General features: G+C 64.4%; 17 protein-coding genes. 7 read left to right on the forward strand and 10 right to left on the reverse strand.

Features of this window, described 5'->3' with window-relative positions:
- Positions 1-114: 114 nt before the first annotated feature.
- Entirely contained in the window at positions 115-1,005 is an 891-nt protein-coding gene (locus CK219_RS17360) for a LysR family transcriptional regulator (RefSeq protein ID WP_095767974.1), read from the reverse strand.
- A gap of 96 nt (positions 1,006-1,101) precedes the next feature.
- Between CK219_RS17360 and CK219_RS17365 the strand changes: the two genes are divergently transcribed.
- A complete protein-coding gene (locus CK219_RS17365; RefSeq protein WP_095767975.1) occupies positions 1,102-2,097 on the forward strand; it encodes an aldo/keto reductase in 996 nt (331 codons plus the stop codon).
- Between the two features lie 276 nt (positions 2,098-2,373).
- Here the strand turns inward: CK219_RS17365 and CK219_RS17370 are convergent, their stop codons facing one another.
- The 7 genes from CK219_RS17370 to CK219_RS17400 all read right to left on the reverse strand — a co-directional run bounded on the left by CK219_RS17370 (position 2,374) and on the right by CK219_RS17400 (position 8,773).
- On the reverse strand, positions 2,374-2,976 hold the full coding sequence (locus CK219_RS17370; RefSeq protein ID WP_095767976.1) for a nucleotidyltransferase family protein: 603 nt from the start codon (positions 2,974-2,976) through the stop codon (positions 2,374-2,376).
- A gap of 42 nt (positions 2,977-3,018) precedes the next feature.
- Positions 3,019-5,427 carry a phenylalanine--tRNA ligase subunit beta gene (pheT, locus tag CK219_RS17375; RefSeq protein ID WP_095767977.1) on the reverse strand — a complete coding sequence of 803 codons (2,409 nt, stop codon included), beginning with the start codon at positions 5,425-5,427 and terminating at the stop codon, positions 3,019-3,021.
- On the reverse strand, positions 5,424-5,861 hold the full coding sequence (locus tag CK219_RS17380) for a GFA family protein (protein WP_095767978.1): 438 nt from the start codon (positions 5,859-5,861) through the stop codon (positions 5,424-5,426). Before CK219_RS17380 ends, pheT begins: the two co-directional genes overlap by 4 nt.
- Positions 5,858-6,955: a phenylalanine--tRNA ligase subunit alpha gene (pheS, locus tag CK219_RS17385; RefSeq protein ID WP_095767979.1), complete on the reverse strand. Its 1,098-nt coding sequence runs from the start codon at positions 6,953-6,955 to the stop codon at positions 5,858-5,860. Before pheS ends, CK219_RS17380 begins: the two co-directional genes overlap by 4 nt.
- A 145-nt stretch (positions 6,956-7,100) precedes the next feature.
- Positions 7,101-7,502, reverse strand: coding sequence for a 50S ribosomal protein L20 (rplT, locus tag CK219_RS17390; protein WP_042637600.1), 402 nt, complete (start codon positions 7,500-7,502; stop codon positions 7,101-7,103).
- A 93-nt stretch (positions 7,503-7,595) separates the two neighbouring features.
- Positions 7,596-7,799, reverse strand: coding sequence for a 50S ribosomal protein L35 (gene rpmI / locus CK219_RS17395; RefSeq protein WP_027166935.1), 204 nt, complete (start codon positions 7,797-7,799; stop codon positions 7,596-7,598).
- 326 nt (positions 7,800-8,125) lie between these two features.
- The gene (locus CK219_RS17400) at positions 8,126-8,773 is read right to left on the reverse strand and encodes an isoprenylcysteine carboxylmethyltransferase family protein (RefSeq protein ID WP_095767980.1); all 648 of its coding nucleotides are present in this window, start codon (positions 8,771-8,773) and stop codon (positions 8,126-8,128) included.
- Here CK219_RS17400 and CK219_RS31715 point away from each other — a divergent pair.
- Positions 8,772-8,930, forward strand: a complete 159-nt coding sequence (locus CK219_RS31715; RefSeq protein WP_176477052.1) for a hypothetical protein — start codon at positions 8,772-8,774, stop codon at positions 8,928-8,930. The genes CK219_RS17400 and CK219_RS31715 overlap by 2 nt on opposite strands.
- Before the next feature lie 74 nt (positions 8,931-9,004).
- Here CK219_RS31715 and infC read toward each other — a convergent pair whose 3' ends face one another.
- On the reverse strand, positions 9,005-9,541 hold the full coding sequence (gene infC / locus CK219_RS17405) for a translation initiation factor IF-3 (RefSeq protein ID WP_095767981.1): 537 nt from the start codon (positions 9,539-9,541) through the stop codon (positions 9,005-9,007).
- A gap of 213 nt (positions 9,542-9,754) precedes the next feature.
- Between infC and CK219_RS17410 the strand changes: the two genes are divergently transcribed.
- The 4 genes from CK219_RS17410 (at position 9,755) to CK219_RS17425 (ending at position 13,145) form a co-directional block, all read left to right on the forward strand.
- Positions 9,755-10,528, forward strand: coding sequence for an alpha/beta hydrolase (locus CK219_RS17410; RefSeq protein ID WP_095768198.1), 774 nt, complete (start codon positions 9,755-9,757; stop codon positions 10,526-10,528).
- The gene (locus CK219_RS17415) at positions 10,528-11,670 is read left to right on the forward strand and encodes a benzoate/H(+) symporter BenE family transporter (RefSeq protein ID WP_095767982.1); all 1,143 of its coding nucleotides are present in this window, start codon (positions 10,528-10,530) and stop codon (positions 11,668-11,670) included. The genes CK219_RS17410 and CK219_RS17415 overlap by 1 nt, the downstream gene beginning before the upstream one ends.
- A 116-nt stretch (positions 11,671-11,786) precedes the next feature.
- Positions 11,787-12,266 (forward strand): DUF2852 domain-containing protein, encoded by a 480-nt coding sequence (locus CK219_RS17420; RefSeq protein WP_095767983.1) that lies wholly within the window; start codon positions 11,787-11,789, stop codon positions 12,264-12,266.
- 120 nt (positions 12,267-12,386) lie between these two features.
- Positions 12,387-13,145, forward strand: coding sequence for a M48 family metallopeptidase (locus tag CK219_RS17425; RefSeq protein WP_095767984.1), 759 nt, complete (start codon positions 12,387-12,389; stop codon positions 13,143-13,145).
- A 325-nt stretch (positions 13,146-13,470) separates the two neighbouring features.
- On the opposite strand, the gene CK219_RS17430 is transcribed toward CK219_RS17425, so the two are convergent.
- Complete coding sequence (locus tag CK219_RS17430; protein WP_095767985.1) at positions 13,471-13,686, reverse strand: hypothetical protein; 216 nt, start codon at positions 13,684-13,686, stop codon at positions 13,471-13,473.
- 110 nt (positions 13,687-13,796) lie between these two features.
- On the opposite strand from CK219_RS17430, the gene CK219_RS17435 reads away from it, so the two are divergent.
- The gene (locus CK219_RS17435; RefSeq protein ID WP_095767986.1) at positions 13,797-14,456 is read left to right on the forward strand and encodes a phosphoribosylanthranilate isomerase; all 660 of its coding nucleotides are present in this window, start codon (positions 13,797-13,799) and stop codon (positions 14,454-14,456) included.
- The last annotated feature ends 9 nt before the right edge of the window (positions 14,457-14,465 follow it).

The raw sequence follows: 14,465 nt of genomic DNA on the forward strand, positions 1-14,465 counted from the left end.
CTTGAAAAGCCTGGCTTTCCTCTCCGCCATGAATATGGGTGAGAGGTAAACGCGTAGCGGCCGGAGTGGGGGGCTGGCGCTGCCATATGCGATTTACCCTGCCCACTTAGGGTGCTATCCGCTCACCTTGAAGAAATCCACGAATGCCCTGAGCGCCGGGCGCATTTGCCGGCGGCTCGGATAATAGACGAAGAAGCCGTCGAAGGACGGGCACCAGTCCTCGAGCACGCGGATCAGCCTGCCATCGGCGAGCGGCGCCTTGACATAATCCTCGAAGACGAAGGCAAGCCCGGCGCCGTCGACTGCCGCCTGGGCGATAAGATGGTCCTCGTCGAGGATCAGCGGTCCTTCCACCGCGATCTCGATTTCCTCGCCGTCCTTCTCGAACTCCCAGCGATAGAGAATGCCGCTGGAAAAACGGAAGCGGATGCAGCGATGGCCTGCGAGATCGCGCGGATGGTCGGGCTTGGGCATGGAAGCGAAATAGGACGGCGCTGCGACCACCGCGCCGCGGATGTCAGGCCCGATCCGCACCGCGATCATGTCACGCTGCAGGCTTTCGCCGAGCCTGACGCCGGCGTCGAAGCCGCCCTCGACGACATCGGTGAAGCGATCCTCGATGACGATCTCCAGCACGATGTCGGGATAGGCGGTGGCAAAGGCGCCGAGCCGTGGCGTCAGCACCAGATGCGCGGCGGTGCGCGGCACGCTGAGCCTGAGATTGCCGGCCGGCCGGTCGCGCGCCTCGACCGCCGTTTCCAGCGCGAGATCGATCTCGGACAGGGCCGGCCGCAGCCGTTCCAGAAGCTGCGCGCCTTCCTCGGTCGGCGCGACGCTGCGCGTGCTGCGCGCCAGCAGCCGCACGCCGAGCCGTGCTTCCAGGCTCGACACCGCATGGCTCACCGCCGACGGCGCGATGCCGAGCTCGCGGGCGGCGCCGCGGAAGCTGGCGCATTGGGCGACCGCGGCCAGCACGGCGAGTTGCGAGAGGTTCGTCCGATTCATCGTTCTATTTTATAGAGCAACCCGTACAAAGGAGAAAGAATTATCGAACGCATCGCGAGGCGCTATCTCTCCCCCATCGCAACAAGGAGATGCGCCATGAAAACCCGCAAACTTGGAACTGAACTCGAAGTCTTCCCCGTCGGCCTCGGCTGCATGGGCATGAGCTTCGGCTATGGCGGCCAGCCGGAGGCGGAAGCGATCGCCACGCTGCGCCGCGCCGTCGAGATCGGCGTGACCTTCTTCGATACGGCCGAAGTCTATGGTCCATACGAGAACGAGATCCTGCTCGGCAAGGCGCTGAAGCCGGTACGCGACAAGGTGACGATCGCCACCAAATTCGGCTTCAAGATTTCCGAGCACGGCGAGGGCACCGACCGGATGGTCGGCGTCGACAGCCGCCCCGAGCACGTCAAGGCGGTGGCCGAGGCCTCATTGAAGCGGCTCAATACCGACGTGATCGACCTCTATTACCAACACCGCGTCGATCCGAACGTGCCGATCGAGGACACGGTCGGCGCCATGGCGGATTTGGTGCGCGAAGGCAAGGTCCGGGCGCTCGGCCTGTCGGAGGTGAGCGGCACGACGCTGCGCCGGGCGCATGCCGTGCACCCGATCGCCGCGGTGCAGAGCGAATATTCGCTGTGGAGCCGCGATCCCGAGGATGAGGTGTTCGACGTCTGCCGCGAGCTCGGCATCGGCTTCGTCCCCTACAGCCCGCTCGGCCGCGGCCTGCTCACCGGCGCGATCGCCAAGCCGGACGCGCTCGGCGCCGGCGACTGGCGCCTCACTCTGCCGCGCTTCCAGGCCGAGGCGATGGAAGCCAACAACGCGGTCATCGCAGTGCTGGAGAAGATGGCGGCGCAGAAGGGCGTGACAGCGGCGCAGCTGGCGCTCGCCTGGGTGCTGCACCAGGGCGATTTCATCGTCCCGATCCCCGGCGCAAGGAAGATACGCCACCTTGAGGAGAACACGGCAGCGGCGAATATCGAGCTGAGCGTGGCAGAAGTGGCGGCGATCGGCGATGCATTGTCGCCGGATAAGGTTGTCGGCAAGCGCTATACGGAGGAGCTGCTGGCACTGGTTAATGGGTGAGTGCGAAACATGCTCAAATGGGAGGGCGCTTCGGCGCCCTTTTTATTGAGACGTCGGCGCGAGGCACCCCCCTCTGGCCTGCCGGCCATCTCCCCCGCAAGGGGGGAGATCAGATGTCGCTGCCGCTTTCGCCAATTATCAGCGCTGCAGGTAAAGCGCCGGCGCCCGAACTGCCAATCTCCCCCCTTGCGGGGGAGATGTCCGGCAGGACAGAGGGGGGTGCTGTCCCGCCGACAGAGGGCTCTTTGTCCAATTGAGCGCGTCGGGGGACTGCCCCTACCAAGGCACCACACTAACCTCCGGCCAATACTCCCGCGCCCTTCTCCCCTTCGCCTCGTGCGTCCGCTGATTGTCCAGCACCCGGTTCGGCGTGATGCGAAACGAAAAAAGATCGTCGAGGCCGAACGGCGCCACCAATTCCAGCGCTCCGTCGGCGCCGTACCGCACCCCGACCGCATGCGTCTTCGACGCGAAATAGCTCACCGACTCGCTCGCGCTTGCATAGCGCGGGCATTCCTGCCCGAACTTCACCGGATACCACAAATGCACCCGCGCCTGGTTGCGCACCTCGACCGGCAGCGCCATCCCCGCGAAATGCTCTACCGCCCGGCGGATCACCGCATCCTCGGCCTCGTAGGACAAGTCGGCGTCGTCGAAATAGAACAGGTCGACATCCTTGATGCCGTAGCCCGGCGGCTTGCCGGTCAGGTGATTCCAGACGCTGTTGTAGAGCGCGCCGGAAACCACCAGCCAGTCGGGAAGCGCAAGCTCGCGCACACGCGCCAGCGTTTCATCCAGCAGCGGATCGGCCGCGATGATGGCCAGGAAGGCCGCGCGCTGTTCCTCGAAGGGGAGGCCGGAATAGCCGAGATGGTGCATCGCCCTTTGGAGAGCGATTCGCCACGCTCCGGCAATCCCAAACTACGCCCTCAGAACGCCGCCCGTCTGCTTGTTGACGTTCTCGACGATGCGTCTTGCGAGCGCCTCGAAATCCTCGTCGGTCAACGTCTTTTCAACAGGCTGGATCGACACCTCGATGGCGATCGACTTCTTGGCCGCCCCCAGCGAGGCGCCTTCGAAGACGTCGAACACCGAAACGCCGGTGACCAGCTTCTTGTCGGCCGCCAAAGCTGCCCGCACCAGCGTGCCGGCCTCGACCGTCTTGTCGACGACGAAGGCGAAGTCGCGCTTCACCGCCTGGAACGGCGACAGCTCCAGCTTCGGCTTGGTGCGCGTCGGCTTGGCCTTCGGCTCCGGCACGGCGTCGACGAAAACCTCGAAGCCGCAGATCGGACCTGACGCGTCCAGGCCGCCCAGCGTCCTCGGATGGAACTCGCCGAACGTGCCGAGCACCGTCTTTGGCCCGAGCTTGATGGTGCCGGAGCGTCCCGGGTGATACCAAGCCGGGCCGCCGGGCTCGATCTGCAGCCGGTCGACCGGCGCGCCGCAGGCCTCGAGCGCCGCGATCGCGTCCGCCTTGGCGTCGAACACGCCCACCGGCCCGGCATTGCCGGACCAGCTGCGGCCCGAGCCGTCGAGCTTGGCCGTGCCGCGCCGCACGCCGGCGGCGACGCGCCGCTGTTGGTCGGCGCCATCGCCTTCATAGGTGCCCGAAACCTCGAACAGCGCCACATCGCCGATGCCCTTGTCGGCATTGCGCTGCGCGGCCGCGATCAGCCCCGGCAGCAGCGACGGCCGCATGTCGGACATGTCTGCGGCGATCGGGTTGGCGAGCTTGAGCGCCGTCTGGCCGCCGCCGAACAGCTCTGCATGCCTGGCGGGGATGAACGACCAGGTGACGGCCTCCATCATGCCGCGCACGGCGAGCGCGCGCTTGGCGGCGCGGGTGCGCACCTGCAGCGTGGTCAGGATCTTGCCGTTGACCGCGTCATGCGAGGTAAGCGGCTGGGCCAAGATGTTGTCGACGCCATGGATGCGCATCACCTCCTCGACCAGGTCGGCCTTGCCGTCGACATCCGGCCGCCAGGACGGCACCTCCACCTTGACGACGTCGCTCAATCCTTTCGGCTCGAAGCCGAGCCGGGTCAGGATGCCAAGGGCTTCCTCTCTCGGCACCTCGATGCCGGTCAGCCGTTTCACTTCCGACAGAGGGAAGGAGACGATCTTCGGCTTGTGGCCGGCATAGCCGGCAACCTCGATTTCAGAAGGCGTGCCGCCGCAGAAATCGAGCACCAGCTTGATCGCCAGCTCGACGCCCGGCACCATGAATTCGGGATCGACGCCGCGCTCGAAGCGGTAGCGCGAGTCGGTGATGATGCCGAGCGCGCGGCCAGTGCGGGCCGTGGCGATCGGATCCCAGAGCGCCGATTCGATCAGCACGTCGGTGGTGTTCTCGTCGCAGCCCGAATGCTCGCCGCCCATGATGCCGGCGATCGATTCCACGCCATTGTCGTCGGCGATCACGCACATCTCCGGCGTCAGCGTGTATTCGCGGCCGTCCAGCGCCAGCACCTTCTCGCCGTCCTTGGCGCGGCGCACCACGAGATTGCCGGCGACCTTCGCGGCATCGAAGACATGCAGAGGCCGCCCGCGGTCAAAGGTGACATAGTTGGTGATGTCGACCAGCGCGCTGATCGGCCTGAGCCCGATGGCGATCAGCCGCTGCTGCAGCCATTTCGGCGACGGGCCGTTCTTGACGCCCTTCACCAGCGCCAGCGCGAAGCCGGGGCAGAGTTCCGGCGCCTCGATTTTCACCTTGACCGGGCACAGGCCTTCGCCCGCATGCGGCATGATCCCGCCGCCGGTGAGCCGGCCAAGCCCGCTCGCCGCGAGGTCGCGCGCGATGCCGTAGACGCTGGTCGCATCCGGACGGTTAGGCGTCAGGTTGATTTCGATGACCGGATCGTCGAGATGCGCGTAGACGGCGAAGCTGGTGCCGACCGGCGCATCCTCAGGCAAATCGATGATGCCGTTGTGCTCGTCGGAGATTTCCAGCTCGCGTTCCGAGCACATCATGCCGTGGCTTTCGACGCCGCGGATCTTGCCGACCGAGAGCGTCACGTCGATGCCGGGAATGTAGGTGCCGGGCGCGGCGAAGGCGCCGATCATGCCCGCGCGGGCATTGGGCGCCCCGCATACCACCTGAACCGGCGCGTTGCCGTCGCCGGTGTCGACGGTCAGCACGCGCAGCCGGTCGGCATCGGGATGCTGCACAGCGGTTAGCACTTTCGCGATGACGAAGGGCTTCAGGCCGGCCTTGTCGTCGACATGCTCGACTTCGAGACCGATCGCCGTCAGCCGCTCGACGATCTCGGTAAGCGAAGCGTCGGTCTCGAGATGGTCCTTGAGCCAGGAGAGGGTGAATTTCATGACTGTGTTCCGTCGGGTCTTTGTTCTTCGGGCCGGGATACGCTGGTCTTCAGATGTCTGGGCAGATCGTCCGGCATGTGCAGGAAGGGCAGTTGCTCGCGCACATAGGCATGCAGCGTCGGCCTGAAATAGGCCGGCATGTCCATGGCGCCGAGCATGAAATAGATCTGGTTGTCGAGCCGCTGATCGAGATAGGCGATCGGCGAGCCGCAGATGCCGCAGAACGTGCGCTCCACCGGGCCGTTGCGATAGCTCTTCAGCGATTTGCCGTTGAGCGCGACCTGATCGGCCATGAAGCCGACAAAGGCCGACACCGGCGCGCCGCTGGCGCGCCGGCAATCGCCGCAATGGCAATAGCTGATGTGGTGCGGCTCGGCCGAGGCCTCGAACCGCACCGCGCCGCAGCGACAGCCCCCGGTGTGGGGTGCGGTCATGTCGACAGCCCCCCGAACAGCGTCGGCAGGTCGAGCGGCCGGAAGCCGTAATGCGACAGCCAGCGCACGTCGGCGTCGAAGAAGGCGCGCAGGTCCGGCATGCCGTATTTCAGCATGGCGATGCGGTCGATGCCCATGCCCCAGGCAAAGCCCTGATATTCGTCGGGATCGAGCCCGCCGGCGCGCAGCACGTTGGGATGCACCATGCCGCAGCCCAGTATCTCCATCCAGTCGGAGCCTTCGCCGAAGCGCACTTCGCCGGGACGCGAGCGGTCGCACTGGATGTCGACCTCAAGACTGGGCTCGGTGAACGGAAAGAAGGACGGACGGAAGCGCATCTTGACCGACGGCACCTCGAAGAAGGCCTTGCAGAACTCCTCCAGCACCCACTTCATGTTGGCGACGTTGGCTGATTTGTCGACCACCAACCCCTCGACCTGATGGAACATCGGCGAGTGCGTGGCGTCGGAATCCTGCCGGTAGGTCTTGCCGGGGATGACGATGCGGATCGGCGGCTTCTGCTTCTCCATGGTGCGGATCTGCACGGGCGAGGTGTGGGTGCGCAACAGCTTGCGCTCACCCCTCTCGTCCGGCTGGAAGAAGAAGGTGTCGTGCATCTCGCGCGCCGGATGTCCCTCGGGAAAATTCAGCGCGGTGAAATTGTAATAGTCGGTCTCGATATCGGGGCCTTCGGCGATGGCGAAGCCGAGATCGCCGAAGATCGCCGCGATCTCGTCGATCACCTGGCTGATCGGATGAATGCGGCCGCGCTCGGCAGGCGATTGGCGAACGGGGAGCGTGACGTCGACCTTCTCAGCCGCGAGCCGGGCCGCGATCGCCACATCCTTCAGTTCCGCCTTGCGCTGGGTGAGCGCTTCGGTGACGCGGTTCTTCAGGCCGTTGATCGCCGGCCCCTTCACCTGGCGCTCCTCGGCGCTCATTGCGCCCAGCGTCTTCAGCATTTCGGAGACGGAACCCTTCTTGCCCAGCGCCGAGACGCGCACCGCCTCGATCGCGGCCTCGTCCGCCGCCGCCGCGATTTCGGCGAGCAACGAGCCTTCCAGGGCTTCAAGATTTCCAGCAGTGGCGTTCACGGCGAAGCTCTCTCGGTCGGGCGACTGTCACCATTTCGGTTTCGTCGTCGCCATTTTGGTTACATCAGGCATAAGAAAAACCCGCGCCAGCCGTGCCAGCGCGGGTTCCCCAAATCAGAATTGCGTATGCTTGGGAAGCGCTGGCTTAGGCGACAGCGCTCTCAAAAGCATTCGGCGTGGTGTTCTTCAAATATTCGAGCGCGACCTTGGCCTTGGCGACCAGCGCGGCGAAAGCCTGCGGCTCGTGGATGGCCATGTCCGAAAGGACCTTGCGGTCGATCTCGATGCCGGCCTTGTTGAGGCCGTCGATGAAGCGGCCATAGGTCAGGCCATGCTCGTGGGTCGCGGCGTTGATGCGCTGGATCCACAGCGCGCGGAACGAGCGCTTGCGATTCTTGCGGTCGCGGTAGGCGTATTGCAGCGACTTCTCCACCGCCTGCTTGGCGATGCGGATGGTGTTCTTGCGGCGGCCGTAGAAACCCTTGGCGGCCTTCAAAACCTTCTTGTGCTTGGCGTGGGCGGTGACGCCTCTCTTTACGCGTGCCATGTCATGATCTCCTTAAAAGCAATTCCAGGAAAAGTGTTCAGCGGTTTTCCGTTCGGAATTGCGTAAAAACAAAAGTGGTTCCAAGCCGAGGGATTAGAGGCCGTTCGGCAGAAAATTCTTGATGACCTTCTTGCCGTCCGGTTCAGCCAGAACCATCGTGCCGCGGGCATCGCGAATGAACTTGTTGGAACGCTTGATCATGCCGTGGCGCTTGCCGGCGGCAGCCGACAGCACCTTGCCGGTGGCAGTAATCTTGAACCGCTTCTTGGCGGCCGATTTGGTCTTCATCTTGGGCATTTTGCTACTCCGTATTGGTGGCGCACCATCGCGCTTCTTGTCTCGCTTCGGGCCGACCAAAGCCCGAAAAGCAAATGAAACCGCCACGGCATGCCCTGCCGGGCGGTTTTCTTGGAACGGCGGTCCTATAGATCAAAGATGGCCGGCGTGCAACACCTCGCCGTGCGACGCGCTGTCCCGCTGGGTAGGGTGGTTGAGATTCAGGTCAGGCCGAGTCGAAAATGGTGGCTTCCGAGAACCGGAGCGGAGCGTACTTAAAGTACGTGAGCACCGGAAGCGCAGGAAGCCGCCATTTGCAGGCCGGCCTGACCTGAAGATCACCGTTCCTAAGGCAACGTGAACCACACCGGCAGCATCCCCGACTGCTGCATGCCGTCGATCAGCTCAAAGGCGGGCAGCGCCACCAGGAAAACCAGGCCGTCGAGCAGCGTGTTCAAGAGCAGGCGCGGCCTGTAGCTGCCGGTATCGCCTTCCTGGTAGAGCGCAAGGTTCGGGAAGAACCGCGGCACTTTGGCCAGATACGCCTGGTAGGGCGCGCCGAGCAGTTCCTTCAGATAACGCTCCTCGCGCAGGATGACGATGTGGAAGGCGCCGGCGCAGAGCAGCGAGAACAGGATGATGCCGCTGAACGAGCCGATCTGCGCCCCGACCCCGGCGGCAGCAAGGGTCGAAAACAAATAGAGCGGGTTGCGGGTGATCGAATAGGGTCCGCCGGTGACCACCTCGGCCGATTTGCGCCCGCCGATATAAAGCGTCGACCACAGCCGCCCGACAATGCCGAGAAAGATCAAAAGCACGCCGAACATCTCGATCGACTCGTGCACGGACGTGTCCGGGGGAAAGGAAGACTGGCCGAACAGAAGCGCGCAGAACAGCACCACGATCAGCACCGCCAGCACGATCCGGCGCATGTGCTGGTAGCCGCCCAACCCCTCAGTCTGGTTGTCGGCTGAGACCTTCACTTCATCGACCATGACCCATCCGATCGTCGATTGGTTCGCGATCGGCAAAAGCCGATCGTCGATTGCTCGCGATCGCGAAGGGATCGTCGAGGTGGCTGGCGATCGGGCTGAAAACAGGCGCCCCGCCGATCGTCGGGACGCCGTGCCCGGCAATTCGGGCGGATTTTAGAGCGGGATACAAAGAGCCCGGCAACTCTCGAAACCGTGATGGACGCGACGCTTTGGCGGCCGCGCCATCCCTGGTCAGCGCGGCGCCAGAACCATCATCATCTGGCGGCCTTCGAGCTTCGGCTCCGCCTCGACCTTGGCGATCGTCGCAACTTCCTCGCGCACCTTGTTCAGAAGCTGCATGCCGAGTTCCATATGCGCCATCTCGCGGCCGCGGAAGCGCAGCGTCAGCTTGACCTTGTCGCCTTCCTCGAAGAAGCGCCGCACGGCCTTCATCTTGGTCTCGTAGTCATGGCTGTCGATGTTCGGGCGCATCTTGATCTCCTTGATCTCGATGACCTTCTGGTTCTTGCGCGCTTCGGCCGCCTTCTTCTGGTTGGCGTATTTCAGCTTGCCGAGATCGAGGATCTTGACGACGGGCGGCACCGCATTGGGCGAAATCTCGACGAGATCGAGCCCGGCCTCTTCGGCCAGCAGCAACGCGTCGTTGATGGAAACATCGCCTCGGTTCTGGCCGTCGGCGTCGATAAGCTGGACCCGGGGCACCCGGATGTCTCGGTTGGAGCGCGGCCCGTCCTTGGTGGGTGCCGCTGCTTTGAAAGGTCTGCGAATGGTCGTGGTCTCCTCGGCCGTTTCGTTCTGGGTTCTTTAGACAAAAGTAGGTGGACGCGCCTATGTGGGAAGCGCGGGGCGTGAGTCAATAGCATAGCCGCGCCGCAAAATCACCTGCTGCCTGGTAATTGTCTGCACCAAGCAAAGAAACGCCGCGAGCACTTTTCGTTGAACCACCGCCTGTGCCAAAAGACCGGCGGGAAGGACAAGCTCATGGCCGCCAGCGCTCCGGTTTTCATCGATGTGGACGGGTCGGGCATCGCCGTCAGGCAGATGCCGGGCGCGGCGCCCGGCGTGGTCTGGCTCGGCGGCTACAAGTCCGACATGCAGGGCACGAAGGCGCAGACGCTTGCCGCCTGGGCTGCGAGCGAAGGCCACGCCTGTCTGCGCCACGACTATTCTGGCCATGGCGAGTCGGGCGGCGAATTCGCCGACGGCACGATCTCGAAGTGGTTGGCCGAGAGCCTCGCCGTCTTTCGCCGATTCAGCAAGGGCAAGCAGGTATTGGTCGGCTCCTCGATGGGGGCGTGGATCGCGTTGCGCATGGCGCAGGAACTGCGCAAGGCGGGCGACACGAGGGTTGCCGGCCTGGTGCTGCTCGCCCCGGCGCCTGATTTCACCGTCGAGCTGATCGAGCCGGTGCTGACCGACGCGCAGCGGCAGGATCTGAGGGAAAAAGGCTTCTTCGCCGAGCCGTCCGACTATTCGGACGAGCCTTATATCTACACGCGCGCGCTGATCGAGGACGGCCGCGCCAATCGGGTGATGACCGGGCCGATCGACACTCATTGCCCGGTGCACATCCTGCAGGGCCTGGCCGACCCGGACGTGCCGTCCGGCCATGCCTTGAAGCTCGCATCCATGCTGCCCGCCGACGATGTGACGCTGTCGCTGATCCCGGACGGCGACCATCGCCTGTCCCGCCCCGAGGATCTCGACATGCTCAAGCGGGCCGTCGGCGACATGGTCAAGCGGGCGGCCGGATAATGCGCATCTCCATCCCGATATCCGCGTTCGTCGCGGCGATCGTCGGCTTCGGCGGCACTCTGGCCCTGGTCATTGCCGCCGCCAAGGCGGTCGGCGCCACGCAGATCGAGACCGCGAGCGGCGTGACGGCGATCTGCCTGGCCATGGTCGTTGAGTGTCTGTGGTTGTCCTGGCGCACCAAGATGCCGGTCATCACTGCCTGGTCGACGCCCGGCTTGGCGCTGATCGCGGCCTCCAGCGGGTTTACGATGCCGCAGGCCGTCGGCGCCTTCATGGTCACCGGCGCCCTTCTGGTCGCCACCGGCCTGTTCAAGCCTTTGACCAGGCTAATCGCGAAAATCCCGGCCTCGGTCGCGTCCGGCATGCTGGCCGGCATCCTGGTCAGCTTCGCCGTCAATGCGGTGAAGGCCATTCCGGCCGACCCTTGGTTGATCCTGCCGCTGATCGCCGCCTTCTTCGTCATCCGCTTGTTCAATCCGGCTCTGTCGGTGCTGGTGGTGCTGATCGGCGGCGGCCTCGCCGCTTTCCTCACCGGCCGCGTCGGCAGCCTGCCGGCGCCTGAACTGTCGACGTTGACATTGATTGCGCCGCAATTCACCGCGTCGGCGATCATCGGACTTGCCCTGCCGCTCTATCTGGTCACCATGGCCTCGCAGAACCTTTCCGGTCTCGCGGTGCTGCGCGCAGCGGGCTACCATCCGGAGCCTGGTCCGCTGATCGGCGTCACCGGTCTGTTTTCGCTGCTCTCGGCGCCGTTTGGCGCCGCGACCACCAATCTTGCAGCCATCTCGGCCGCAATCTGCACCGGCCCCGATGTCCATCCCGACCCGGCCGAACGCTGGAAGACCGGCCCGTTCTACGCGCTCGCCTATCTCATCTTCGCGATCTTCGGCGCCTCGCTGGTGGCGATCTTCGCCGTCCTGCCGCAAAGCCTGATCGTGCTGGTCGCGGGGCTCGCCTTGACGGCGCCCTTGGCCAACGCGCTGTCGATCGCGCTGAAGGACGAGGCCGAACGCATGCCGGCCACCGTCACCTTCGCCGCGACGGCTTCGGGACTCACGCTCCTTGGCGTCGGCGCGGCATTTTGGGGGCTGGTCGCCGGAATGGCAGTGCTTTTCCTCGAGAAGCTCAAAAAGCAATAATCATTTCAGATGCTTCGCCGGTTTTGGCGGGGTTTGCCTTGAATCGCCGATTTCGCCTTCCCATTTCGATTCCACGCAGCCGGTTTGGCTGTCTCCAATGGAAGGATTGGGAGAAAATGAACACAAGTGCATTGATCCGTCCGGCCTGGACGCCGGCCACCATCGCGCTGATGGTCATCGGCTTCATGGTGTTCTGGCCGCTCGGCTTCGCCATGCTCGCCTACATCATCTGGGGCGATCGGTTGGAAGGCTTCAAGCGCGACGTCAACCGCGCCACGGACGGCATCTTCGCCGGTTGCCGTCGTCGCTCCGAGAAGGCGGCCCGCTGGGGCCACGGCTCGGCCCGCACCGGCAACGTCGCCTTCGACGATTGGCGCGAGAAGGAGCTGGAGCGCCTCGCCGAGGAGCGGCGCAAGCTCGACGAGATGCTCTCCGAGTTCGACGAGTACGCCCGCGAACTGCGCCGCGCCAAGGACCAGGAAGAGTTCGATCGCTTCATGGCCAACCGCAACAAGTCGACCGCGCCGAGCTCGACCGGCTCGAGCGACAAGGCGGGTCCGGAGGGCGGCAAAGGCACCAACCTGCTCGACGACTGAGATCCGGCGACACGTCTCGGTATGATATGCGGCGTCGCGTTTAGCGGCGCCGTTTCTTTTTTGTTCCCTATGTAGCTTCCCTCCACTGGCCGTTTTTTTCGAATCGCGTATCGTCCAGCCATGACCCTCGGCTTCCTTCGCAACCTGACCAAGCCAAAGCCTACGCCTGTCGTCGAGCGCGAGCATTGCGTCGCCGGCCGCACGCTGCCGCTCAAGATCGTTGAGAGCGCCAGGGCCCGGCGGCTCACGCTGCGCATCGATTCCGGCGGCCAGGGCCTGCGTGTCACCGTGCCGCCCGGCCTGCGCCGCGGCGAGGTGGAGAAATTCCTCGACCGCCACCAGGACTGGCTGGAGCAGCGGCTGGCCAAGGTGCCGACGAGACCGCAGGTGCGCCCAGGCATCCGGATCCCGATCCGGGGCGTGCCTCACCGCATCGTGCACGAGCCTTCTCGGCGCGGCACCGTCACCGTCGCGCGCGACGATCGCGGCCCGCTCCTGATCGTCCATGGCGAGCGTATCCATTTGCCGCGCCGCATCGGGGATTACCTCAAGCGCGAGGCCAAGAAGGAGATCGAGAGGCTAGTGATCAAGCACACCGAAACGATCGGCAAGCGGGCCAAGGCGATAAGGTATAAGGATACCTCCAGCCGCTGGGGGTCATGCACCTCGGAGGGCAATCTCTCCTTCTCGTGGCGCATCATGATGGCGCCGCCGGCGGTGATAAACTACCTTGTGGCGCATGAGGTGGCGCATCTCAAGGAGATGAACCACGGCCCGAAATTCTGGAAGCTGTGCGAAAAACTCTGCCCGGATACCGACCGCTGCAAGGACTGGCTGAAGCGCAACGGCGGGGCGCTGCAAGCGATTGTGTTTGAGTAGCTCCAGCGGATGGCAATGCAGAGAGCGCCGTCACTGCTAGTGCAAACACTGGAGATTAGCCGAGCCATCTCAGCTTCGTCATCCTAGGGCGAAGCAAGGAGCGAAGCGACGCGCGCAGACCCTAGGATCCATGCCGTGACGTGCGAACGCCGTAGCGGTTCAGAAATTGCTTTGCCTTTGGCGGGAGGCGTCCCGGAAAGGCGTTTTATTCTCTATCGCTGCACTCTTGGGCCGACGTAACGGCATGGATCCTAGGGTCTGCGCGCCGCTTCGCGTCGCTCCGCCCTAGGATGACGAAGGAGAGGTGGCGCCCTACTACCGCCCCTCAATCATCGTTCGCCGCGTTCAGCTCCTCCGGCCGCAGTCCTTCCTCGGTATGCGGCCACGGCAAAAAATCCCGGTCGAACATATCGCTGCCGAAATATTCCAGCGCGCGGTGCGCCTCGGCGCCGTTGAAGGCGGCCTTGTCCATCAGATGCGCGATCACCTCGCGCGCCTGCGCGATCTTCTGCTTCAGTTCGGCGACGGTCCGGTCGGCCATGATTATTCTGCTCCCGCCTGTGGTTCCTATATGAAGGTAGTGTTTTCCGCCGGACCGGCAACAGCATGCTTTTTCTCGACTCTTTTCCCGTTTCGTGCCAAGCCCGCGCCATGACGCTCGACATCAAGATCTGCGGATTGAAGACCGACGCTGCGATGGCCGCCGCGCTTGCGGGCGACGCCAGCCATGTCGGCTTTATTTTCTTCGCCAAAAGCCCGCGTTATGTCGAGCCCGCCGAGGCCGGGCGCCTGCGCGAAGCGGCGCGCGGCAAGGCCAAGGCGGTCGCCGTCACCGTCGATGCCGATGATGCTTTCCTCGACGAGATCGTCGCCAAGATGCAGCCGGACATGCTGCAGCTGCATGGCTCGGAAACGCCCGAGCGCGTGGCGGAACTGAAGGCCCGCTATGGTCTCCCGGTCATGAAGGCGCTGTCGGTCAGCGAGGCGGCGGATCTGGAGCGGGTAAAATCCTTTGTCGGCGTCGCCGACCGCTTCCTTTTCGACGCCAAGCCGCCGAAGGGCTCGCAACTGCCGGGCGGCAATGGCGTTTCCTTCGACTGGCGCATCCTTGCCGGCCTTGACGCCGGGCTCGATTACATGCTTTCCGGAGGGCTCAACGCCGCCAATATCGGCGATGCCCTGAGACAGGCCGACCCGCCCGGAATAGACGTTTCGTCCGGCGTGGAAAGCGCTCCGGGCGTCAAGGATCCGGCGCAGATCGAGCAGTTTTTCCGGGCCGTCAGGGCCGCGCGCGACGACCGCGCCGCCTGAATACAATTC

It is taken from the genome of Mesorhizobium sp. WSM4313 (assembly GCF_002294725.1).
Classification (GTDB): domain Bacteria; phylum Pseudomonadota; class Alphaproteobacteria; order Rhizobiales; family Rhizobiaceae; genus Mesorhizobium.

Bases quoted from the DNA above. Each gene is read 5' to 3' on its own strand.
- CK219_RS17360 (WP_095767974.1), bottom strand. From the start codon at position 1,005: ATGAATCGGACGAACCTCTCGCAACTCGCCGTGCTGGCCGCGGTCGCC.
- CK219_RS17365 (WP_095767975.1), top strand. From the start codon at position 1,102: ATGAAAACCCGCAAACTTGGAACTGAACTCGAAGTCTTCCCCGTCGGC.
- CK219_RS17370 (WP_095767976.1), bottom strand. From the start codon at position 2,976: ATGCACCATCTCGGCTATTCCGGCCTCCCCTTCGAGGAACAGCGCGCG.
- pheT (WP_095767977.1), bottom strand. From the start codon at position 5,427: ATGAAATTCACCCTCTCCTGGCTCAAGGACCATCTCGAGACCGACGCT.
- CK219_RS17380 (WP_095767978.1), bottom strand. From the start codon at position 5,861: ATGACCGCACCCCACACCGGGGGCTGTCGCTGCGGCGCGGTGCGGTTC.
- rplT (WP_042637600.1), bottom strand. From the start codon at position 7,502: ATGGCACGCGTAAAGAGAGGCGTCACCGCCCACGCCAAGCACAAGAAG.
- rpmI (WP_027166935.1), bottom strand. From the start codon at position 7,799: ATGCCCAAGATGAAGACCAAATCGGCCGCCAAGAAGCGGTTCAAGATT.
- CK219_RS31715 (WP_176477052.1), top strand. From the start codon at position 8,772: ATGACCCATCCGATCGTCGATTGGTTCGCGATCGGCAAAAGCCGATCG.
- CK219_RS17400 (WP_095767980.1), bottom strand. From the start codon at position 8,773: ATGGTCGATGAAGTGAAGGTCTCAGCCGACAACCAGACTGAGGGGTTG.
- CK219_RS17410 (WP_095768198.1), top strand. From the start codon at position 9,755: ATGGCCGCCAGCGCTCCGGTTTTCATCGATGTGGACGGGTCGGGCATC.
- CK219_RS17415 (WP_095767982.1), top strand. From the start codon at position 10,528: ATGCGCATCTCCATCCCGATATCCGCGTTCGTCGCGGCGATCGTCGGC.
- CK219_RS17420 (WP_095767983.1), top strand. From the start codon at position 11,787: ATGAACACAAGTGCATTGATCCGTCCGGCCTGGACGCCGGCCACCATC.
- CK219_RS17425 (WP_095767984.1), top strand. From the start codon at position 12,387: ATGACCCTCGGCTTCCTTCGCAACCTGACCAAGCCAAAGCCTACGCCT.
- CK219_RS17430 (WP_095767985.1), bottom strand. From the start codon at position 13,686: ATGGCCGACCGGACCGTCGCCGAACTGAAGCAGAAGATCGCGCAGGCG.
- CK219_RS17435 (WP_095767986.1), top strand. From the start codon at position 13,797: ATGACGCTCGACATCAAGATCTGCGGATTGAAGACCGACGCTGCGATG.